This window comes from Pelagibacterium limicola (assembly GCF_015694405.1).
Classification (GTDB): domain Bacteria; phylum Pseudomonadota; class Alphaproteobacteria; order Rhizobiales; family Devosiaceae; genus Pelagibacterium; species Pelagibacterium limicola.
The window spans coordinates 197050-219066 of sequence record NZ_JADQDB010000002.1; the positions used below are offsets into that span (position 1 = coordinate 197050).

Sequence of the window (22017 nt, forward strand, 5' to 3'; positions counted from 1 at the left end):
GAGCAGCATTGCCACTCCCCCTTGTGTCGTCAAGCCGATAAGGCCGGCAAACTCTAGTTGTTCAGGACGAAACAGTCCCCGCCCTGCCCTTTGATCGAATTGCAGACGGTATTCGCATCGGCCATCGTGGGTTGCGGCAACCGGACGCGATAGTAAACGCCGCGCTCCCCGAGATCGACACGGCTCACGTCGAGTGCCGCGCCATTGAACAGCGCGCCATAACGCGATTGCAATTCGGGAATACCTGCCCGCGCCGCCTCTTCGCTGCGTTGGGAAGAAAGCTGCACCCACGCACCGACCCCGGTGGGCGCTGCAGTCGGCTGTTGAGGAGCTGACGCCGGAGCGACGTCTTGCTGCGCCGGGACCGAGGCGAGCTGCGTCGCCGGAGCGGGCTGTTGCGTCGGCGCGCTCGACGATTGCGTACCAAGGCCATTGGGCCGCGGAACCGGACGGGGAATGCTGGCAGGATCGAAAATCGGCGATTCGGCTGCGGCTACCGGCTCCACTACGGCTTCAACCGTCCCGGCGCTCTCCACAATCTCGTTTTGGGGCGCTACCTCTCCGATGGCAGCGACGATCGCCTCGCCAATCGGATCGGCCGTCAACGTACTGTTGGGAACCGCAGGTACATCGGGCCGCTCGACGGGCAGTACGCTGCTGCCGGCGATGCTTCCATCGCTTGAAACGATAGTGCCGTCAGGCCGGACCGTGACAGTGCGCACAGGACGATTCGCCAGCATGGTCTCGCCCTCTTCCGGTGCAATCACGCTTCCGACATTGGCCCCAACCACGCCATTTGTCTGGTCGCGCGACACGAGCGTTTCGTCTTCGGGGGGGACAGTGTTGCCATCGATCTCATTGAAGATGACCGATTCCGACGCAGGAACGGTGGCCGTGTTCTCGACGACTTCCTTGATCTCGCCCGCCTCGGCAGTCAGCACCGGCGCCTCAGAGGGCACGGGGCTCGTCGCAAAGAACATGAAATACCCGCCCGTCAATACGGCCAGGATGGCCGTCCCGGCGACTACGGGCAGTATAATTCCTGCCCGGCGGCGTGCCTGGGGACGCTCGACTTCCGTCGCCCCGACAAACGGATCGTCATATTCGCTGCCCTGCCGGTGCTGTGCTTCGTCAGGGTCAAGGGCATCCGCAATTTCCGGCTCGGGCTCGAGATCGGATTCAGGCGCATGGTAGGGATGGACCTCCGCGATTTGCGCCCCGCTCGCCGCTGCCGCCGCCAATATGGCGGATTCCGCAGCATCGACTGCACGTTCGGCTCGGAAATCTTCATGATCCGCCGTACCGAGGAAACTCGAACGGACCCTGCGTCCGCCATTGGTGCCTAATGCGCTGACGCGCGCGGCCTCGCCGATCAGCGCTTCAATCTCGCTAAGGGGGTCCCGGTCGTCGCGACTGTTCTGCTGCGCATGCGCATCGGATTCCCCGAAAAATGTGTCGACTTCAAACGGCGCCTGCCGTTCGGGTTCCACCAAAGCTCCAGTATCGGGGGAGCTACCGACAAAGAAATCATCAAAATCCCGTTCAGCGCGAGCCGGTTCGTCCTCACCCCGCTGGTCGTCCTGTACAGGATCGTCCTGCACAAAGGCGTCTTGCTCCGCGTCGGCGATCAGATCCGCTATCGGATCGTAAGCCCGATCGGCGTGCTGCGCCTCGGGCTGGGGGTCATCATTCCATTTGTCGAGAAAACCGAAATCGAAAGCAGGCTCGGGCGCTGCGGCGGGAGCATCGTCTGCCACCGGTTCCGACGCCTCTTCATCGCCTCCCCGGTCGTAGCCGTCCTCCGGATAGAGCGGCTCGGGTGTGCTGTACACTTCAGGGGAACGGACGGGTTCGTGTCGGGGTTCTACCCGCGTATACGCCGCGCTGTTGGCCGATTGGCTGCGCGCGTCCTGAGCCACAAGGCGCGCGAGTTCGGCGATCAGATCGTCCGAATCCTGCGCGTCCTGCGCCGGGTTTTGCTTTGGTGTGTCCATAGAACAGCGCCCCGATATGCAATCCTGAACTTGTCCTTTATTTCAAAGGACGGCGGGCACTTGTCCACAGCAATGCGCCTGAATTATGAAAGCTCTCTCGGCGCGGATACCCCGAGGAGCCCAAGACCATTGCTGAGCACCTGACGCACGCCATCAACCAGCGCGAGTCGTGCCAGCGTTAGTGTTGGGGCATCGTCGTTAACAAAGCGTAATCCCGGGTTCTCCTTGCCCTTCGCCCAGAAGGCATGAAATTGCGCTGCCAGTTCATGTAAGTAAAAAGCAAGACGATGCGGCTCATGGGCCCGCGCGGCCGCCGCCACCTGGCGTGGCCACGACCCGACTAGGCGGATGAGGTCCAGTTCCTCAGCCGAAGATAACAATGCAAGGTCGGCGCACCTCAGCGCGTCTGGCGAAACGTCGAGTGTTGGCAAATCGCGACCAGCATTGCGGAAAACCGACCACGTCCGGGCATGGGCATATTGCACATAGAATACCGGATTGTCGCGGGTCTGCTCCTTGACCACGGCAAAGTCGAAATCGAGCGGCGCATCGTTCCGCCGGAACAGAAGCATGAAGCGGGTGGCATCGGCGCCCACCTCATCAACAACATCAGCTACCGTCACCAAGTCACCAGCTCGCTTGGACATTTTAAAAGGTTCGCCGTTCTTTAACAGCCTCACGAGCTGGCAGAACCGCACGTCGACCTGCGCAGAGCCCTCGGAAACCGCGTTGACTGCGGCCGCGATCCGCGCTGCATAGCCGCCATGGTCCGCTCCCAGCACGTCAATAAGCGTCGAAAACCCCCGCATGACCTTATTGCGATGGTAGGCTATGTCGGCCGCGAAATAGGTATAGCTGCCATCGGACTTGATAAGCGCCCGGTCGATGTCGTCTCCAAATTGCGTTGCGCGGAACAGCGTCTGCTCGCGGTCTTCCCAATCCTCCGGCAGCTTGCCTTTCGGAGGGGCGAGCCGGCCCTGGTAGACCAGCCCCTTTTCCCGTAACCATGCGAGCGTCGTTTCGATATCCCCGCCCGGTCCGTGTAGCGTTTTCTCGGAAAAGAACACGTCGTGCTCGATGTTGAGCTTCCGGAGGTCCGCGCGCACCAGCTCCATCATCGCCGCAAGGGCATGTTGCCTGACTGGCGGAAGCCAGGCGCTCTCGGGCATATCGCGCAGGCTGCTGCCGAATTCGGCGACCAGCGATTGGCCGACCGGGATCAGATATTCCCCCGGATAGAACCCGGATGGAATTTCGACATTCTCGCCCAGCGCCTCGCGGTAGCGGAGATAGACCGACCGCGCCAGCGTATCGACCTGCGAGCCGGCGTCGTTGATATAGTATTCCCGCGTGACGTCGTAACCCGTGTAGGCCATGAGCGAGGCCAGCGCATCGCCGTAAACGGCCCCGCGTGTATGCCCCACATGCATCGGGCCTGTCGGATTGGCCGACACGTATTCGACGTTGACCTTTTCACCCTTGCCCACATCGGACCGCCCAAAGTCCGCGCCAAGTTCGGCTACCGATGCCAAAACCTTGTGCCAGACGCCAGGATTGAGCCGTAGGTTAAGAAAGCCGGGCCCGGCCACCTCGGCGGAAGCGACCTCATCGTCCTCGCCCAAACGAGCCGCCAGAACGGTCGCGATCTCCCGCGGGTTCTTTCCCAGCGGTTTGGCCACCACCATCGCGGCATTGGTCGAAAGGTCTCCGTGCGCCGCATCGCGCGGGGGCTCCACGACCACGCGTGCCAGAACTTCCGGCTGCTCTGCAAGTTCGGGAAAGCTGGCGCTCAGCGCATCGGCGACGCGCCCTTCATAGAGGGCAAAGATATCCATCGGAGAACCATATATGGGATAAGGGTAACAAGGCGTGCGGGTTACCGGAAATCGGGCCTTACGTCAAACAGGCGCGCGTGCTCATCGAGCGCGAAGGGGTCGGTCATACCAGCCACGAAATCGCAAACGACCCGCGCCTGCCTGCGTTTGTTCGGCGCATTGCGCCAGGCCTCCGCCCAGCGGCCGGGCATATCGCCGGTGGCGAGATAGGCATCGAACAGTTTCCGCACAACCGATTCCCCTGCCTGGACCGGTGCCATCACTTGAGGATTCCTGTAGACCTTGGCGAAAAGGAACGCCTTGAGCGCCTTTTCGTTCCGCGCCATTGCATCGGGAAATCCGATCAGGATTTGCCCGCACCTCCGCACGGCGTCGGCATCTTGCGGGGCAACTTCGGCTATGCGCCTTGCGCTCTCGGCGATAACCGCCTCGATTGTACGCGTGATCATCCGCCGCTGGACTTCATGAATCTGCCTGTTTCTCGGAGCCTCGGGCCAGAGATCGAGCACCTCCTGTGCAATCGGCCCGACCAGTGGCACATCGACAAGGTCTTCGATCGTCAACAGCCCGGCCCGAGCCGCATCATCGATATCGTGAGCGTTGTAAGCGATGTCATCGGCAATCGCGGCTGCCTGTGCCTCGAGACTCGCATACGTATGGGGCATCAGATCCGCGCTCGCCGCGATCTCGTCCAGACCCGGTGGCAGGCCTTCTTGCTCATAGCGGCCCACCGGCCGGCCATCTGCGTCCACAAGCGGACCATTGTGCTTGAGAATGCCCTCGAGCGTTTCCCAGGTGAGGTTCAAACCGTCATGCGCGGCGTAGCGGTTCTCGAGCCGGGTGACGACCCGGAGGGCCTGCAGGTTATGGTCGAAACCGCCCCATTCCGCCATGCGCTCCGCCACTGCCCGCTCGCCCGCGTGTCCGAACGGCGTGTGGCCAAGATCGTGCGCCAGCGCCACGGCTTCGGCCAGGTCCTCGTTGAGAGACAGGGCCCGCGCGATCGAACGCGCAATCTGGCTCACCTCAAGCGTATGGGTTAGCCGGGTGCGGAAATGCTGCCCCTCATGATGGAGAAACACCTGCGTCTTGTGCTGAAGTCGGCGGAAAGCGGTAGAATGGATGATACGATCCCGGTCGCGCTGAAATTCCGAGCGGGTTGGACTCGCACCCGGTTCATAAAGTCGCCCGCGGGTTGTGCCCGGATCAGCGGCGTAGGCCGCAAGTGCCGTCCTATGCATTTTCTTGGCACCTCTTTTCATCGTCGCTTGCCGATACTATGTTTGTCGTCCGACTGTATATTTGCGAGCGGAACATGGCCGACACCCAACTAACATCGAACGATGTCGTTTTGACAGAGCGCGCGGCCAAGCGCATCAACCGTATCTTGTCCAAAGAGAACCCGGGAACCGTGCTGCGCATCGCAGTCGCGGGCGGAGGCTGCTCGGGCTTTCAGTACGAATTCAATCTCGTCCAGGAAGAGCCCGGTGAAGACGATCTGGTCCTCACTCGCGACGGCGCGACCGTTCTCATCGATTCCATGAGCCTGGATTTCATGGGCGGTGCGGAGATCGATTTCGTGGACGACCTGATCGGCCAATCGTTCCAAATCCGCAACCCCAATGCGGTCGCTTCCTGCGGCTGCGGCACGAGTTTCGCCGTCTAGACGTATTTTCCGGGTGGCCTGAAATACAGTGCCTTCGTCATGGTCCGCGCTTGGGTGTGCGACCGAACGGAGGGATCATGAGCGTTGAATTCGTCATTACGGCATTGGTCGTTTGCCTGCTGCCCGGTACGGGCGTTCTCTATACGCTGGCCATCGGACTAGGACGTGGATTCCGCGCCAGCATTGCCGCGGCATTCGGGTGTACCCTCGGCATCATGCCGGCCGCTTTCGCAAGTATCGTTGGCTTGGCAGCGATCTTCCATACGAGCGCCCTTGCATTCCAACTTCTGAAATATCTTGGCGCCGTTTATCTGCTCTATATGGCTTGGAACGTCCTGCGCGAGAGTGGTGCCCTGAGCCTGTCGGAAGACCGCACGCCGCGATCATTTTGGAGAATCGCGACCGCAGGAGCTTTCCTCAACGTCCTCAATCCGAAACTCTCGCTTTTCTTTCTCGCCCTGCTCCCCCAGTTCGTACCGATCACGGCGCCCGATGCAACAAGCCGCCTTGTCATTCATGCGCTCGTTTTCATGGGCATCACGTTTGTCACGTTCATCGGCTACGGAGCCTGCGCTACGCTGGCCAGGAACTATGTCATTTCTCGTCCCTCTGTCATAAAATGGCTACGGCGCGGATTTGCCGGGGCATTCGGTTTCCTGGGGTTGCGCCTTGCCTTCTCGGACCGGTGAGGGAGACCGCCATGCGAATAGCGACCTGGAACATCAACGGCATCAATGCTCGCCTGCACGCCGTTCTCACCTGGCTTGATGAAGTCAAACCCGATATTGCTGGCCTGCAGGAAATCAAATGCATCGACGAGAATTTTCCACGCGCAGAGTTCGAATCGCGCGGCTACAACGTCGAAACTCACGGCCAAAAAGGTTTTAATGGCGTCGCCCTGCTCTCCCGCCTGCCATTCGACGAGGTTCACCGCGGACTGCCTGGCGATGATGCCGACGTTCAGGCTCGACTGGTCGAAGGGGTGTTCTCCACGGAAAATGGCGGCATCGTCAGGGTGTGTAACATCTATCTGCCTAACGGCAATCCGGTGGAAAGCGAGAAATATCCCTATAAGTTGGGTTGGATGGACCGGCTCCATGCCTTCGTCGAGGCACGGCTGGAACTCGAGGAGCCCTTCATTCTGATGGGCGATTTCAATCTCATCCCCACCGGCCATGATTGCCACGATCCGAAGGTCTGGTGGGGCGATGCCCTCTTCCGCCCCGAGAGCCTCGAAAAGTGGCGACGGCTCGTCAATCTTGGCCTGACCGACGCTGTCCGCGCGACGACGCTAGATCAAGCCTACACCTATTGGGATTTCCAGAACGGAGCCTGGCGCCGCAACTGGGGCATTCGCATCGACCACCTGCTCCTTTCCCCCCAAGCCGCTGATCGCCTCGATGGGGTAAAAATCCACAAGGATGTGCGCGGCTGGGACAAGCCCTCCGACCATGTTCCCGTGGAAGCCGACCTTGCACTGGCCGGCCGCAGTTCCAAGGCAGCTTGAATTTAGTAGGGTCCGAACTGGGGACCGATCGCCTCTGCCGCGCGGATCGCGGCTTCCATTTGCGCGGGCGGTGCGTTGCGTAGCGCTGTTTCGGAAAGCTCGCGTATCCAGAACTCGTCGCTGGTGCCGATCGAGCGGCGTTGGGCGATTGCGAGCCACATCAGACCATCGATGGGCTGGGCTTCGATCCCATCACCACTGAGAAGGAGTTCACCGAGCCGCGCTTGGGCTGCAGGGTGTCCTTTGCGCGCCGCGAGCGAGAGCCAGCGTGCACTTTGGAGTGGGTTGGGGCCGAGCTCGTTCGGATCGAGGTAGAGCACACCCGCGCGATACTGAGCATCGGCATCGCCGAAATAGGCCGCCGCGTGCAGGATCAGCCTGTGAGCGCGGTCATTATCCGCGTCAATTCCGGCGCCCGGTACACCGCTGAGATAGTAGTCCCCCACCTTGAGGAAAGACTGCGCCACGATATCGGCATCGAGCGAACGTGGAGGGGCATCCGCATTCTGATCGGCAATCTGCGAGAAGTACTGGAAGGCCCGTGCCTGATCCTTCTCGACGCCAAGGCCGGATTCATACATCAATCCTAACTGCCAGAGCGCAATAGGCTGCCCGGCTTCGGCGGCACCTCGGAGCGCGGATACGACATTATCGCCACTCATTTCCACGGTGGCGCTGTCGAGCATGTTAGCCAGTTCCTGCGCCGCATCGACCGCAGTTTGGGCCTGTGCTGTCGAAATCGAAGCACCCAATGAAAGACCGGAAAAGACCGCTGCAAACGCCAATGCAGCACCTCTGATAGTCGGCATGACACACCTTCTCATCCCCTGCCCGGATGGCGTCAGCGCCGTTCGCGCGATCACCTGTTGGCTGGGGTACGCATCTATATTGTCTGTGCCGGCAGAAAAACGCTCCACCGCCACCCTGTTGAATTTCTTATTTGTTTGTCCTGGTGCGGCTTCGGAACCAAAAGACCGTCCCTCTGCACGCCCCATCGCCCTTATGTCGTTGCATAGGGCCCGGACGTTTCGATTATCGTAGGTAATTATTGTGTCCGCATTAAAGCAAGCTCCGCCGCCGGGTGCCTTCACCCTGCTCTCGCAACGTATGCCTGCCCAAAATGCGCGCATTCCCTACTCCTCGCTTCCGGCCTTCTGCCGAAAGGAACAACCGACTGCGGAAATGGGCAAACACTTGATCGGCGAGGCTGAACTGCCCCGCGCAACAATGAAACCCGCCCGCCCGCAAACTTGTTCTTGCGTCTTTAGGGAAAGATTGTGGCAACTCCAGTTAGCGAAATGTGACTTGCCCGCAGACTCGCAAGAGTCTACGGGCAGTGTAGTAAAATTGTCACGAAGCCCCGGCCCCAACCTGCCCCATTCCGGGACAGGAGCCGTTATTTCAGTCGCGCCAGCGCTTCGAGGATCTTGTCGCGCCTTAACTGAGCCTCAGTCAGCCGCTCGCGTTGCTCCTCGACGACCCCCTCGGGAGCCTTGGCAAGGAACTGTTCGTTCCCGAGCTTTTTTTCAAGCCCTGTGATTTCGCCTTCGAGCTTTTTGACGTCCTTGCCGAGCCGCTGGCGCTCGGCATCGATATCGATGAGGTCGGCGAGCGGCAGAGCCCATGTTGCCTCGCCCACGACGAACTGCGCCGAACTGGCCGGGACCACAGAGGCCACCGAAATACTCTCGACGCGCGCAAGCCTTTTGATGGCCGCGTCATGGGTGTTGATGCGCGCCTCGGTGCCGGCATTGCCGCCTATGAGGACAAGGGGCACCTTGGCGCCGGCCGGAACGTTCATCTCTGTACGCACCGAACGGATCGAGGAAATGACTTCGATCAGCCAATTGAGTTCAGCTTCGGCCTCCGGGAAGGACAACCCGTCCAGTACCGGCCAGTCAGAGAGCATCAGGAATCCCTCGCGCGCTGGTCCGGCCTTGCCGGTCTCGCCCCAAAGTTCTTCGGTGACGAACGGCATGAAGGGGTGGAGGATTTTGAGGATCTGATCGAGCGCCCAGGCTGCCGTGGCGCGGGTTTCGGCCTTGGCCGTCTCGTCGTCGCCCGAGAAGACGGGCTTCGCCAGTTCCACGAACCAATCGCAGAACGTGCCCCAGACGAAGTCGTACGCGTAGTTGGCCGCTTCGTTGAACTTGTAGTCCTCGATAGACCGCGTGAGGTTGGCCGCAGCCTTGGCTGTCGCCCCGATGATCCAGCGGTTAAGCGAAGTGCTGGCCGCTTCGGGCTCGAACCCGGCAACACGTACGCACTCGTTCATCTCGAGGAATCGCGCCGCGTTCCAAAGCTTTGTCACGAAGTTCCGGTATCCCTCGACGCGGTTCATCGAGAGCTTGATGTCGCGTCCCTGTGCGGCCATCGCGGCCAGCGTGAAGCGCGAGGCGTCCGCCCCGTAGCCATCCACCAGTTCCAGCGGATCGATGACGTTGCCTTTCGACTTCGACATCTTCTGGCCCTTCTCGTCCCGGACCAGTGCGTGAACATAGACCGTCGAGAAAGGCTCGGTTTTCATGAAATGGAGGCCCATCATCATCATCCGGGCAACCCAGAAGAAGATGATGTCGAACCCGGTAACGAGCACGCTGGTGGGGTAGTAACGTCCGACCTCGGGGGTTTCGTCCGGCCAGCCCATGGTGGAGAACGGCCAGAGCGCAGACGAGAACCACGTGTCGAGCACGTCCGGGTCACGTTCGAGCGCAACCTCTCGGCCGTAATAAGTGGCGGCTGCCGCCTGGGCTTCCTCTTTGCTGTCCTCGACGAAAATAGTGCCATCCGGCCCGTACCACGCCGGAATCTGATGACCCCACCAGAGCTGGCGCGATACGCACCAGGGCTGAATGTTTTCAAGCCAGGCGAAATAGGTGTTCTCCCAGCTCTTGGGCACGAAGTTCGTCCGTCCCTCGCGCACGGAAGCGAGCGCCGGTTTCGCCAGTTCGCCGGCGTTGACGAACCACTGGTCCGTTAGGAACGGCTCGATGACGACCTTGGAGCGGTCGCCGAACGGTTGCATGATCTTCTTGTTCTCGATTTCGATAAGCAAGCCTTCGGCATCGATATCGGCGACTACACGCTTGCGCGCCACATAGCGGTCAAGCCCGCGGTATTCGTCGGGGACAATATTGATGCTTGCGATGAAGGCAGCATCGAAGTCCTGCTTGCCCTCGGCAATGCGCTGCGCAATCTCTGCCTGCTCCGCATAAGGCGCGCCATCGGCGCGCATGGAGCCCTTGGTATCCATCAGCGAATACATCGGAATGCCGCCGCGACGCGCCACCTCGTAGTCGTTGAAGTCGTGCGCCCCTGTAATCTTCACCGCGCCCGAGCCGAAATCGGGGTCCGGGTATTCGTCCGTAATGATGGGGATCAGGCGGCGATGGGCTTTGGGCCCAACGGGGATTTCGCAGAGTTTACCGACGATGGGCGCATAACGCTCATCGTCGGGATGAACCGCCACGGCGCCGTCGCCGAGCATGGTCTCGGGGCGAGTGGTCGCAATCGAGATATAGTCCCGCTCTTCCTCGAAGACGATATTGCCGTCCGCGTCCTTTTCCACATACCGGTAGGTTTCTCCGCCCGCGAGCGGATATTTGAAATGCCACATATGGCCGTCGACCTCGAGGTTTTCGACCTCGAGATCCGAAATTGCCGTCTCAAAATGCGGATCCCAGTTCACCAGCCGCTTGTCGCGGTAGATAAGCCCTTCCTTGTAAAGCTGTACGAAAACCTTGAGTACGGCGCGCGACAGCCCTTCGTCCATCGTGAACCGCTCGCGCGACCAATCGCAGGACGCGCCGAGGCGCTTGAGCTGATTGAGGATCGTACCCCCGCTCTCGGCCTTCCATTCCCAGACCTTTTCGAGGAATTTTTCGCGGCCCAGATCGCGGCGCGAGGGTTGCTGGGTTTCCATCAGCATCCGCTCGACGACCATCTGCGTCGCGATACCTGCGTGATCGGTACCCGGCTGCCACAGCACATCCTTGCCGCGCATCCGCTCGAAACGCACCAGCACGTCCTGGATGGTATTGTTGAGCGCATGCCCGATATGGAGGGAACCCGTCACGTTCGGTGGCGGAATGACAATCGAGTAACTCTCCGCACCCGGCTTGCTGCCAGCGCCGGCCGCAAAGCAATTCGCGTCCTGCCAGGCTGAATAGATGCGGTCTTCCACCGAAGCCGGATCGTAGGTCTTTTCGATCATCTCGCCGATACCCGTCACAAGAAGAACCCGCTCAGCGGACGGAGCGGGTCTGAATGTAGATTTTGGCACTGTGTAAAGCCAAGCGCGCGGGCTAAGTCAACTGTCGCTTGATGCTGGAACGCCGGTAAAGGAAATCCTAGCCGCCGCGCGACACGCGTTCGACTTCCTGCGCAACGATCCGCTCGACCATCGAGGGGAGGTTTTCCTCAAGCCATTCCTTGAGCATCGGCCGGAGCATTTCACGAATCATGCCCTCGACGGTCACGCCGCCTGCCGACAACGGTATGTTGGGAGAAAGGCGCGGCGTCTGAAGCTTGGCGAAAGTGGATGCCACGGCGGCACTCGTTGCTGGTTCCAGAAGCTCTTCGGTAAGGTCGGCACTCAGGTCGGGATCGGGCATCGGAGCGGCTTGAGCGAAACTTGCCGTTGGCTTGGGCGCCTTTGGGGCCGGGGGTGGCGGAGCCGGTTCTTCGTCCAAGGCGAAAGCGACGTCATCGGGGACCACCATCTCCGCGGGAGCTTCCTCCTGGAAGGACTCGGGGATTTCCGGTTCCGGCTCCTGCATTTCCTCATCGTCGGAGGCAGCGTCATCCGTTTCGACGATCTGCTCGGGAGACAACGCCAACGTCGGCACCTCGTCCTCGTCGTCATCGCTGAAGGGATCTATGACCGGACTGGGCCGCACTTCGGCTGCTTTGGCTGCGACAGGGACTTTTTGCGCGGCGCTCTCGTCATCGTCGGCAATGATCTGCCGGATCGATGACAGAATCTCATCCATCGTCGGTTCTTTGGAAGCCGGCTGGTTCATGCTCGCCTCATTCCCCGTTCGCCCCCAGGCAGGGGTCATACACTACACGCATCGAACCTAGGACAACAATCGGGCGCCTTGATTCGCTTTACAATACCTTAACGTGACAGCCTGACCTGCGAAACGGGCCAACACAAGCTCCGCTCGGGTATTCCACGGAAATCCTTCTCCGATCAGCGCAAATTGCCCCAGGCATCGACCGGTGCAGTCGGCACTTTCGCCGGTACCGCCACCTGCCCATCCGGGCCCCGCAATTGCACGGGAAGTCGCAAATTGGCCGCAGTCAGCGCACCGGTGGCTGCGATAAGCGAATACGATGCGATAACCCTTTGCGCCTGGGCCGATGCAAGGCCCTCCTCGGCATTAAGCAACGTCGCGCGGGCATTGAGGACGTCGAGCGTCGTCGCCTGCCCGACCTCGTTCTGATCGATAACGGCTTGCAGCGCCAGGCGGCTCGCCGCAACCGCCGCGGTAGCGGATTCGATCTGCGCGGTGGTGGCCTCGATCCCCGACCATCCCTGCCGCACCGCTTCGACGATCTGATCGCGCGTCGCGATCCCCTCCACGTGGGATTGTATCTGCCCGATATTGGCCTGCTCAATCGCCGGATTGCGAGAGGGGACAAAGATCGGGATGGAAAGATTTAGCGAGACCGATGCTTGGCTCGTAACCGCGTTGTTCGTGAACCCGCTGGCGCCGACCTGTCCACGCAGCGAAACCGTCGGGCCGAAACCTGCCACGGTTTCGTCATAACGATGCTGGGCAGCGCGTATTTGTGCCGCTGAAGCAAGTAGCGCGGGATGGTTTGTGGTTGCCGTGGCAATGGCGGAGTCGAGTGAAGCAGGCAGAAGGTTCGTATAGCTGTAGGACGCCGTGAGGTTACGGGGTTCCCGCCCGACCCAACGCACGAAATTGGCTTCGGCCATCCGCAGGTTGTTGATGGCACCCTGATAAGCCGCCTCCGCCTGCGCGAGGCTGGCTTGTGCTTGAGCGACGTCGAGCTGTGTACCTTCGCCGAGTTCGAGCCGGTCGCGTGCAGACTGCAACTGCGCTCGGACGAAACCGATGTTTTCCTGGCGGATATCGACGATCCGGCGGTTGGTAACGAGGTTCACATAGGCCTGTGCAACCGAGAGCAGAACGTTCTGCTCCACATTGCGCGCGCCGTGAATGGCGGCTTGATAATTCGCTTCGGCGGCGAGAATGGCGGCGTCCGTCCTGGAACTGTCGAAGAGCGTCTGCGAATAGCTGAGACCAAGACTGTCAGTGGTACCCGACGAGCTGCCAAGCGGTGTGTCGGTCCACGAATACCCAACGCTCGCTTCCGCCCCAATTGTAGGCAGACGAGCGCCCTCGGCCGACCGGATCGCCTGCTGCGCCGCACGGACGCTGAGAAACGATGAGGCTAGCGAGGGATTGTTGGAATAGGCGTAAGCCATTGCCTCGGTGAGGGTTTCGGCTTGCGTTGTTGCCGGCACAAATCCCATGGCAAGGGCAATCGCCCCAATACGAAAAACCTTAAGTATGAACATAATACCGCCTCCAGCGCGTGGCTAAACTAGGGCGCGAAGGTGGCGGTTTCAATGGATGGGTACGCGGATGTACAAATTTTAATTCCGGTAAGGAGCGCTGCGTGGTTTGGCTGCAACAGTCCTAAAACCGGAACTGCGGGACTTCGACGAAGCTCGTGAGTGGCGGAAGGCTTGCATTGAATGCGGCGCGCGACGAGACCTCCCTGCCGGACTTGACGAAAACATGAGCAGTCGCGGCATTGCCCTGCCCCAGCACCGCAACCAGCCGCCCCCCCTCTGTCAATTGCCCGAGCAGCCCGTCCGATACGCGATCCACCGCGCCCTCGATCAGGATTGCATCGAAGGGTCCCTTGCCGACTGCACCGGCGTCGAGCGGGCCGACTACCGCGATGGCGTTCGAGAGGCCGAGTGCGGCGAGGTTTTCCTGGGCCGTGCCGGCCAGTTCCGGATCGTCATCAAGCCCCGTAACCAACCCTGCGAGCCCCGCAAGCACGGCAGTCGAATATCCCGTCCCGCAACCCACATCGAGCACCGTGTCTCCGGCGCCGACTTCGGCAAGCTGGATCAACCGCGCAAGAATGGCCGGGGCGAGCATCGTCCGGGAGGAGCTCAGCCGCACGTTCTCGTCGATATAGGCGAGTGCCTTTCGCTCTTCGGGCACAAACACCTCCCGCGGTACGCGATTCATGACATCGAGAATCCGCCAGTTGGTGATACCGCTGGTGCGAAGCTGATTGTCCACCATCGTCCGGCGCGCGCGTGCAAAGTCGGTCATTCGTCCTGAAATCCTCGTCAGGAAAGGTTGTGAGGCCGCTTTGGTGAATACCGCCGCGCCCATAAGGACGCAAGCGGTTTACGCATCTCCGAAACGCGACTTCAATGCAGCGTCGAGCCTTGGCGCGGCGGCAATCAGTGTCCGGGTGTAGTCGTGCTCGGGATGCGTGAAAACCTTGGCAGTCGGCCCGCTCTCGACGATTTTTCCCTGCCGCAGCACATAAACCCGGTCAGTCACGGCGCGTACGACGTGCAGATCGTGCGAAATGAAGAGGTAGGATACCCCCAGCCGTTCCGAGAGCGCGGCCAGAAGATCGAGCACCTGAGCCCGGATCGACACGTCGAGCGCGGAGACCGCCTCATCGAGGACAATCAGCGTTGGTTCGACGATAAGCGCACGCGCAATCGCGATCCGCTGCCTTTGGCCGCCCGAGAACTCATGAATGAACCGGTCCGCGTCAGTGGCAGCAAGGCCAACCCGCTCCAGAGCCAGGGACACCAGAGCTTTGCGATCCGCGCCCTTCGGCGCTCCGTTACGCAAAAGATGGAGTGGCTCGGCCACCAGTCGCCCTACGGGGTGCCGTGGATTGAACGAACCGTAGGGATCCTGGAACACCATCTGCGTCTCACGCCGCGTCCCGAATGCGGTTCCGTGGGGCCCTCGAATCGGTAAGCCCTCGAGGTGGACCGCTCCACCCTGCGCGGTTTCGAGACCGAGCACCGTCCGCGCTAAAGTTGATTTCCCGCTTCCGCTTTCCCCGACCAGTCCGACGCTCTCGCCCTTGGCGATATTCAGCGAAACACCATCGAGCGCGAGTTTATATCTTTGTGGTTCCCAGGGCAGGCGTTTTGGAATGGCATAGCGGCGTTCAAGTCGTTGGACGTCGAGCAAGGTGCGCTCGAAAGCCCGGGGGGTCCTCTGCGGCACGTGCGCCGAAGTCGAAAAGAGTTTTCGCGTATAAGGGTGGCGCATCTGACGAAACACCTCACGTACCGGCCCGCTTTCTACCACCCTGCCCGATTGCATGACGGCGACGCGATCCGCCATTTCGGCGATTACCGCCAGATCGTGCGTAATGAGGATGAGCCCCATGCCATCTTCACGCACCAGCCGCTTGAGGATTCCGAGCACCTGGGCCTGATTGGTGACATCGAGCGCTGTTGTCGGCTCATCAGCGATGAGGAGCCGCGGTCGCAGTGCGATCGCCATGGCAATCCCGACCCGCTGCCGTTGGCCGCCGGAAAGCTCGTGCGGATAGCGTATGAGCGGAAACTCCTCCGCTTCAAGCCCTACCCTATCCAGCGCCTCTCGTGCGATGCGAGACGCCTCCCGCCCTCCGGCATGGCCGTGCACCCAAGCCGTCTCGGCGACTTGCGAACCGATGGTCTTGAGGGGATTCAGCGCCGTCATGGGTTCCTGAAAGATCATGCCGATATCATCGCCCCGCACAGCGTTCATGGCTCGGTCGGAAAGCCCCGAAAGTTCGAGACCGCCCAAGGTCACCGATCCCGACAGTTGCGAATGGCGAGGCAGCAGGTTGAGAATCGACAGCGCGGTCATCGATTTGCCTGAACCGGATTCACCGACAATTCCGAGGATTTCCCCCGGGCCGACTTCAAATGAGACGTTCTCCAGAATCTGTACCGCCCGGATCGACAGCGACAAGTCCTGTACGCGCAGCGTGCTCATGGCCGCCTCTCGCGCAGGCGTGGATCGAGATAATCGCGCAAACCGTCCCCGAAGAGGTTAAGACCGAGCACCATCAGGACGATGGTCAAGCCCGGTATGATCGCCACATGCGGTGCCAGGGCGATCATCGTCTGGGCCTCGGCAAGCATTCGCCCCCAACTCGGCTGAGGCGGTTGTGCGCCCAGCCCGACATAAGCCAGGCCGGCCTCAGCCAGAATGCCGAGCGAGAACTGAATTGTCGCCTGCACGATCAACGTGTTGGCGATGTTGGGCAATATGTGTTCGAACGAAATGTGCGCGGAGCCCTTACCCGAGAGCCGCGCCGCCATGATGAACTCTCGTGTCCAAACTGAAAGGGCCGCCCCGCGCGCAACCCGGGCGAAAACCGGGATGTTGAAAATCCCGATGGCAATAATCGCGTTGACTGCCCCCGGGCCGAAGATAGCGGTAATAAGAATTGCGATGACAAGCGCGGGAAATGCGAAGACCAGATCGTTTCCGCGCATCACGATTTCATCGGCCAAGCTCCCGCGCATCGCTGCGGCAAACAGGCCCAGCGGCACGCCGAAAATCACCCCCACGCCGACTGCGATCAAAGCCACGGCAATCGAGGTCCGGGCACCCACCATGATCATCGACAGAATGTCCCGCCCGAAGTGGTCGGTACCCAGCCAGTGGGCTTGCGAAGGGGGCTGGAGCCTGTCTCCCACCACGAGAAGGGTGACGTCGTAAGGTGTCCAAACGAGCGAGACCCCGGCTAGCGCCAGAAAGAAAACCGAGAGGCCAATGCCCGCAATAAGGTTGGCGCCGACCCTCATGAAACAGGCCTCCTCAACCGCGGATCGACCAGCGCATAGGTGAAATCGACAAGGAAGTTGACCGTTACCACGGCAAAGACGAGCAACATCACGACCGAACGCACGACGACGAGATCCCGCGCGCTGATCGCCTGAAATACCAGCCGTCCCAAGCCTGGTAGGAAAAACACGTTTTCAATGATAATCGCCCCGGCGAGCAGGAACGAAAACTGCAACCCCATGATTGTCAGCACCGGGATCAGGGCATTGCGTAGCGCATGGCGGCGCAAGGCCTGCCCCTGGCTCAATCCCTTGGCACGCGCCGTACGCATATATTCCTGGTCCAGCGTATCGAGCAGCGAGGACCGCATTACCCGCGCCAGGATTGCCGCCTGCGGCAGGGCCAGCGCAACTGCTGGCAGCGTCAACGCCCTCATTGCCGCGAACGGATCGTCCCATCCCGGAAATCCTCCCGCCGAAAACCAGCGTAGCCCGACTGAGAAAACCAGGACCAGGAGCATTGCAAACCAGAAATTGGGCAACGCCACGCCAAGTTGCGTCATTCCCATGATCCCCGCATCGAGCGGCGTATTGCGCGCGGAGGCGGCAATTGCGCCAACCGGGATGGCAATCAGGGTGGAAAGCGTCAACGCATAGGCGGCCAGCGGCACCGAGACCTGAACCCGCGCGCCGATAAGATCGGAAACCGGAACACGGTAGGTGTAGGAGATTCCGAAATCGCCAACCGTCATTCCGGCCAGCCAGCCGAAATATCGCTGCGGCAACGGCGCAGTAAGACCAAGCTGCTCGCGCAGCGCGGCCACGGTATCGGGTGCCGCGTTAAGCCCCAGCATGAACGCGGCCGGATCGCCCGGCAGCACCTCAAGCACTAGGAAGATCGCAAGGCTGGCGAACAGAAGGCTCGCCAGAAGCGAGGCAAGGCGCTTGAGGACGAAAACCGCCATTCCTCCGGCTTACCGCCAGTAGACGGCCGTCAGATCGGTCGCTTGCGTGGGCGCATTCGCCCATAGGCCTTCAATATCGACGTGTTGGATCGCCGTCTTGGCCAGTTGGAAAAGGTAGGCATTTACATAGTTTTCTGCGATGTCCCGCTGCGCTGCCTGCAACAATTCCGTACGCCTGTCCGGATCGACGCTAAGGTTCAGTTCCTCCATGATGGCTTGGAACTGCGGAGCGCCGTAGCCGAAATAATAGTCCTCTCGTCCGTATATCTCGATATCCATCGGTTCGGTATGCGAGATGACCGTCAGGTCGAAATCCTTGCCGGAAAACACCTGCTCGAGCCATTGCGACCATTCCATGTTGACGATCCGCGTATCTATGCCGACAGCGCGCAACTGCGCCGCAATAAGTTCACCGCCCCGGCGAGCATAAGTGGGCGGAGGCGGCAGGGCGAGCGCGAGCGTTATCGGCCCCACCCCAGCTTCTTCGAGCAACGCCCGCGAACGATCGGGATCGTATGCTGAAAGTCCCGTCAGATCGACATAGGCAGGATGGTGCGGCGCGAAATGTGTGCCGATCGGTGTCCCGTAACCGAACATCGCCCCCTCGATGAGGGCCTGCCTGTCGATGGCGTGGGTAATCGCCTGGCGCACCAGAATATTGTCCAGTGGGGCACGCCGGTTGTTCATCGCGAGGATGGTTTCACCCTCGGTCGACCCGATGACCGCCACGAATCGTGGATCTGCATCGAGAATGGCGAGCGTCTCGGGAGCTGGATAGATCGGGAAGGTATCCACATCCTCAGCCATCATTGCCGCAAAGGCCGCACTCGGATCGTCGATGAACCTGAATGTCGCGCGCTCAAGCCTGGCCGGCTCACCCCAATAGTCTGGATTGCGTTCGATGACGATACTGTCCCCTTGTGTCCAGCGCACGAAACGGAACGGGCCGGTACCAACGGGACTGGTCGTGTTGGTCTGAGCCGTTTGCGATGACACGATAACCGCATCGCCCCAGGCAAGGTTGAACGGCAGATTTCCATACGGATAATCGAGCGTAACGACTGCCGTCAGGTCGTCCGCCGCTTCAACGGACGCAATCGGCTCGAAAAGCCCCTTTTGTGCGTTGACCGAATCCTCGGCCATAGCTCGCGTGAAGGAAAACGCCACGTCATTGGCGGTAAACGGCGTTCCATCGTGAAAGCTGACGCCTTCATGGAGATGGAATGTGTAGGTAAGTCCATCCTCGGAAATGTCCCAGCTTCGGGCAAGCGCGGGAAGAATCGCGCCATCGGGCCCGAACCGCGTCAATCCTTCGAATATATTGGCATAACCCACTTCATCAATGGCTGCGGCAGCACCCGCCGTAGGGTCCAGATGCGGCGGTTCGAGCACCAGCCCGACAACGATATCCGTTCGCTGCGCCAGCGCAGGAATCGCCCACAACGCCGCCAGCATAAATCCGGCCAACCACCATGTTTTCCGCATTCTCCTGTCGCCCTTCCCACAAACAAGGCACGAGTCGTCCTGGTGTCATGCTTTGGCCCGATAATGCCGGCAAGCAGGTGCAGCCTGCAAGGCCCCGAATGAGGAGAAGCCAGGCGACGCGTATCCGGGGCCTTCACCTCTTCGGGGAACAAAATCGCGAGAATCCGCTTTGTCCTTCAAGACGCCGCAATTATATAGGTAACCATTGTTTAAGGATGATGAGGGGATAGACATGACCCGAAAGGACAGCGGTATGTTTTCTATCCGACGCAGCAAGCGTACCCAGGCGGTAATGACCGCTCCGGAACCCGAATGGCGGGAAAACCTCCGAGACCTGGGGCTGATGCTCTCCGGTATCTATCAGGATCTGCGCGGCGACATCGCGGAAAGCTTTGCCGACTTCGGCAAATGGGTTCAGACCGGCGTACGTCGCGCTTTCTCAGCTCGAACCGACTAAACATAACGTCTCGCCGTCAGGACACCGTCGACCGCAGCAGCCGCTGCGGTCTTTTTGATTCTCGATGCGGACCGCAGCTTATCGCGGCGGTCGCGTATCGGGAAACTGCACGTCCGGCTCCGGAGCCGGGGGCATGGGCGGTATATCGTTGTCGGGCGGCTTTGTCGGCGGGGTGGGTTTGGGCGGCTCGGGCCGCGGATGCGGTTCCGGAGGCGGCGGACTGCCGATCGGCGGCTTTTGCTCATCAGGACTGGGCATCCAGAAGTTCCCTATTGCGTACCGCGACGTCAACGGACGCAATCGCAAGACGTTCCCTGCGCGAAAACTGCTATTTGGGAAAGAAAGTGGCGGGAGTGACGGGGCTCGAACCCGCGACCTCCGGCGTGACAGGCCGGCGCTCTAACCAACTGAGCTACACCCCCTCCGGGGGAACGCATCGCGCCCCGCAAGGTGGGCTTCGTTTAACGGGCGCCCGAGAGCAAGTCAAGCGGTTCGGCGCCGGTTTGAGGGGAAATTGTCATCTTTGTCTGGCAGGCATGCGCGGCGTGCAACAACGTCCCGCAAGACCTTGATAGCGCTTGACTTTCTTCCAAAATCATTTTCGTGCCATCCCAAGCGGATGCTGGTAGGCTGGCCCCGCTATCTGAAGGATTCGCAAATGCGTCTCGATACCATTGCCCTCGTCATCGTGATTGCTTTCGGAGTGCTGTGGCTGGCCACAGCCGTCACCGGCATTCTCGCCGCCCTTCCCTATGGGATTTTGGCGCTTATCCCGATTGCTGTGGTCGTAGGGCTGCTCGCCACGGTTATCGCCCAACGACTGTCCAACAAGGAAGATGATTACTACGACAAGAACGTCGATAAATAGCATTTTGGAGAGATGAAGGAATGATCGTCACCACAGCCGAAACCGTCGCGGGCCGCACCATTACCTCAACCATCGGCATTTGCCGCGGCAATACCATCCGCGCCCGTCATGTCGGCACCGATATCGTTGCGGGCCTCCGCAACCTCGTGGGCGGCGAGGTGGGCGAATACACCAAGCTCATGGCGGAAGCGCGAGAGCAGGCCTATGACCGCATGGTCGCGGACGCCCGCGCCAAGGGTGCGGACGCCATCGTCGCGATGCGGTTTTCGACGTCAGCGGTATCGCAAGGCGCGGCTGAAATCCTTGCTTACGGCACCGCTGTCAAACTCGATTAACGCCGGGGGGCACCGGTGGCGGATCCGATCGCGATTGCAGGTACGATCATTCTCGATCCGGGAGAACTTGAGCTGACATTTGTCCGGAGTTCGGGGCCCGGCGGCCAGAACGTCAACAAGGTGGCGACCGCGGTTCAGCTTCGCTTCGACGTGGGAAACTCCCCGTCCCTCCCCGCCGGTATCAAGCCACGCCTCAAGCGCCTCGCAGGCAGCCGCATGACTACCGACGGCGCCCTCGTTATCTTTGCCGATACGCATCGCTCGCAGAAACGCAACCGCGAGGAGGCTATAGCGCGCCTTGTCGAACTCATCCGCGCTGCCGCAACCCTGCCCAAGCCGCGCCGCGCGACCAAACCAACACTGGCCTCGAAAGTACGCCGGCGGGAAGCCAAGTCCCATCGCAGCACGGTAAAATCCCAGCGCCGCACGCCACCGCCAGCGGATTGACCGTCAGAACAGCGAGCCCAAGGCCCACGATACGGCATCGACGGCAAGTTCCACCCAGATGAGAAACAACGCCCCCAGTATCGCCGCACACGCGAGCGCGCGGTAGATTGGATTGCTCACCCGTCGCCAGGTAAAATCGAGTGCCAGCCAGGTCACGAACAGCAACGCGCCCATGATGAGAAAATCGAAAGGGCTCCAGTCCCAACCCTGTCCATCCGCTCCGCCATCCCGGATAGTGAGAACCAGCGGGATCAGGAGTATGAGGACCGTCCCGATCCCCGCCCGCCCAATACTCTTGGCCGTCATCGGCTTCTCCTCCATAGCAATACAAATGACGCGCTACGGTTGCGGCGGAGATATGGCAGGAAATGGTGGCGATGAATGAAATGAACCAACAGGCTGCGTTCACAGCCTCCGAAGCCAAGAGCCAGTTTCATTCTGGAAAATGGTGGGCGATGACAGACTCGAACTGCCGACATCCTCGGTGTAAACGAGGCGCTCTACCAACTGAGCTAATCGCCCTTGCCGCACGGTAGCGGAAAGCCTGCCGACCCGACGGCCGACGCGGGGCACTGCTTAGGCGCAATAGAACGCCGCGTCAATAGTGCGCCGGAGTCGCCTAACCCCAAAATGGCAAGACCCCG

General features: G+C 60.7%; 20 protein-coding genes and 2 tRNA genes. 7 read left to right on the forward strand and 15 right to left on the reverse strand.

Annotated elements, in window-relative coordinates; genetic code table 11:
* Positions 1-53 precede the first annotated feature (53 nt).
* The 3 genes from I2G20_RS03935 to I2G20_RS03945 form a co-directional block, all read right to left on the reverse strand.
* On the reverse strand, positions 54-1994 hold the full coding sequence (locus I2G20_RS03935) for an SPOR domain-containing protein (protein WP_196258391.1): 1941 nt from the start codon (positions 1992-1994) through the stop codon (positions 54-56).
* 83 nt (positions 1995-2077) lie between these two features.
* Positions 2078-3829: an arginine--tRNA ligase gene (argS, locus tag I2G20_RS03940; protein WP_196258392.1), complete on the reverse strand. Its 1752-nt coding sequence runs from the start codon at positions 3827-3829 to the stop codon at positions 2078-2080.
* A gap of 41 nt (positions 3830-3870) precedes the next feature.
* Entirely contained in the window at positions 3871-5091 is a 1221-nt protein-coding gene (locus I2G20_RS03945) for a deoxyguanosinetriphosphate triphosphohydrolase (RefSeq protein WP_196258393.1), read from the reverse strand.
* A 53-nt stretch (positions 5092-5144) separates the two neighbouring features.
* Here I2G20_RS03945 and erpA point away from each other — a divergent pair, with 53 nt between their 5' ends.
* The 3 genes from erpA (at position 5145) to xth (ending at position 7002) form a co-directional block, all read left to right on the forward strand.
* Entirely contained in the window at positions 5145-5495 is a 351-nt protein-coding gene (gene erpA / locus I2G20_RS03950) for an iron-sulfur cluster insertion protein ErpA (RefSeq protein WP_196258394.1), read from the forward strand.
* Positions 5496-5572: 77 nt separating this feature from the next.
* A complete protein-coding gene (locus I2G20_RS03955; protein WP_196258395.1) occupies positions 5573-6184 on the forward strand; it encodes a LysE family translocator in 612 nt (203 codons plus the stop codon).
* An 11-nt stretch (positions 6185-6195) separates the two neighbouring features.
* On the forward strand, positions 6196-7002 hold the full coding sequence (gene xth, locus I2G20_RS03960) for an exodeoxyribonuclease III (protein ID WP_196258396.1): 807 nt from the start codon (positions 6196-6198) through the stop codon (positions 7000-7002).
* A gap of 2 nt (positions 7003-7004) precedes the next feature.
* Here xth and I2G20_RS03965 read toward each other — a convergent pair whose 3' ends face one another.
* From I2G20_RS03965 to I2G20_RS04005, 9 genes are all read right to left on the reverse strand, one after another.
* The gene (locus I2G20_RS03965; RefSeq protein WP_196258397.1) at positions 7005-7811 is read right to left on the reverse strand and encodes a tetratricopeptide repeat protein; all 807 of its coding nucleotides are present in this window, start codon (positions 7809-7811) and stop codon (positions 7005-7007) included.
* 587 nt (positions 7812-8398) lie between these two features.
* Positions 8399-11215 (reverse strand): valine--tRNA ligase, encoded by a 2817-nt coding sequence (locus I2G20_RS03970; RefSeq protein ID WP_196258792.1) that lies wholly within the window; start codon positions 11213-11215, stop codon positions 8399-8401.
* Positions 11216-11351: 136 nt separating this feature from the next.
* A complete protein-coding gene (locus I2G20_RS03975; protein WP_196258398.1) occupies positions 11352-12023 on the reverse strand; it encodes a DUF2497 domain-containing protein in 672 nt (223 codons plus the stop codon).
* Positions 12024-12196: 173 nt separating this feature from the next.
* The gene (locus I2G20_RS03980; protein ID WP_196258399.1) at positions 12197-13555 is read right to left on the reverse strand and encodes a TolC family outer membrane protein; all 1359 of its coding nucleotides are present in this window, start codon (positions 13553-13555) and stop codon (positions 12197-12199) included.
* 121 nt (positions 13556-13676) lie between these two features.
* Positions 13677-14330 (reverse strand): protein-L-isoaspartate O-methyltransferase family protein, encoded by a 654-nt coding sequence (locus tag I2G20_RS03985; RefSeq protein ID WP_196258400.1) that lies wholly within the window; start codon positions 14328-14330, stop codon positions 13677-13679.
* 78 nt (positions 14331-14408) lie between these two features.
* The gene (locus I2G20_RS03990; RefSeq protein WP_196258401.1) at positions 14409-16019 is read right to left on the reverse strand and encodes an ABC transporter ATP-binding protein; all 1611 of its coding nucleotides are present in this window, start codon (positions 16017-16019) and stop codon (positions 14409-14411) included.
* A complete protein-coding gene (locus I2G20_RS03995) occupies positions 16016-16837 on the reverse strand; it encodes an ABC transporter permease (protein ID WP_196258402.1) in 822 nt (273 codons plus the stop codon). The genes I2G20_RS03990 and I2G20_RS03995 overlap by 4 nt, the downstream gene beginning before the upstream one ends.
* Complete coding sequence (locus I2G20_RS04000; protein ID WP_196258403.1) at positions 16834-17781, reverse strand: ABC transporter permease; 948 nt, start codon at positions 17779-17781, stop codon at positions 16834-16836. Before I2G20_RS04000 ends, I2G20_RS03995 begins: the two co-directional genes overlap by 4 nt.
* 9 nt (positions 17782-17790) lie before the next feature.
* On the reverse strand, positions 17791-19266 hold the full coding sequence (locus tag I2G20_RS04005) for an ABC transporter substrate-binding protein (RefSeq protein WP_196258404.1): 1476 nt from the start codon (positions 19264-19266) through the stop codon (positions 17791-17793).
* Positions 19267-19519: 253 nt separating this feature from the next.
* On the opposite strand from I2G20_RS04005, the gene I2G20_RS04010 reads away from it, so the two are divergent.
* Positions 19520-19723 (forward strand): hypothetical protein, encoded by a 204-nt coding sequence (locus tag I2G20_RS04010; RefSeq protein ID WP_196258405.1) that lies wholly within the window; start codon positions 19520-19522, stop codon positions 19721-19723.
* A 345-nt stretch (positions 19724-20068) separates the two neighbouring features.
* Here I2G20_RS04010 and I2G20_RS04015 read toward each other — a convergent pair.
* A tRNA-Asp gene (locus I2G20_RS04015) sits at positions 20069-20145 on the reverse strand.
* A 236-nt stretch (positions 20146-20381) separates the two neighbouring features.
* Here I2G20_RS04015 and I2G20_RS04020 point away from each other — a divergent pair.
* From I2G20_RS04020 to arfB, 3 genes are read left to right on the forward strand one after another with little or no spacing between them, the layout of a single operon-like run.
* Positions 20382-20591 carry a hypothetical protein gene (locus tag I2G20_RS04020; RefSeq protein ID WP_196258406.1) on the forward strand — a complete coding sequence of 70 codons (210 nt, stop codon included), beginning with the start codon at positions 20382-20384 and terminating at the stop codon, positions 20589-20591.
* Between the two features lie 20 nt (positions 20592-20611).
* Positions 20612-20926: a YbjQ family protein gene (locus I2G20_RS04025; RefSeq protein WP_196258407.1), complete on the forward strand. Its 315-nt coding sequence runs from the start codon at positions 20612-20614 to the stop codon at positions 20924-20926.
* A gap of 15 nt (positions 20927-20941) precedes the next feature.
* Positions 20942-21373, forward strand: coding sequence for an alternative ribosome rescue aminoacyl-tRNA hydrolase ArfB (gene arfB / locus I2G20_RS04030; RefSeq protein WP_343070302.1), 432 nt, complete (start codon positions 20942-20944; stop codon positions 21371-21373).
* A 3-nt stretch (positions 21374-21376) separates the two neighbouring features.
* On the opposite strand, the gene I2G20_RS04035 is transcribed toward arfB, so the two are convergent.
* Together I2G20_RS04035 and I2G20_RS04040 are read right to left on the reverse strand one after the other, a co-directional pair.
* On the reverse strand, positions 21377-21679 hold the full coding sequence (locus tag I2G20_RS04035; RefSeq protein WP_196258408.1) for a hypothetical protein: 303 nt from the start codon (positions 21677-21679) through the stop codon (positions 21377-21379).
* A 140-nt stretch (positions 21680-21819) separates the two neighbouring features.
* Positions 21820-21895, reverse strand: a tRNA-Val gene (locus tag I2G20_RS04040).
* Positions 21896-22017 lie beyond the last annotated feature (122 nt).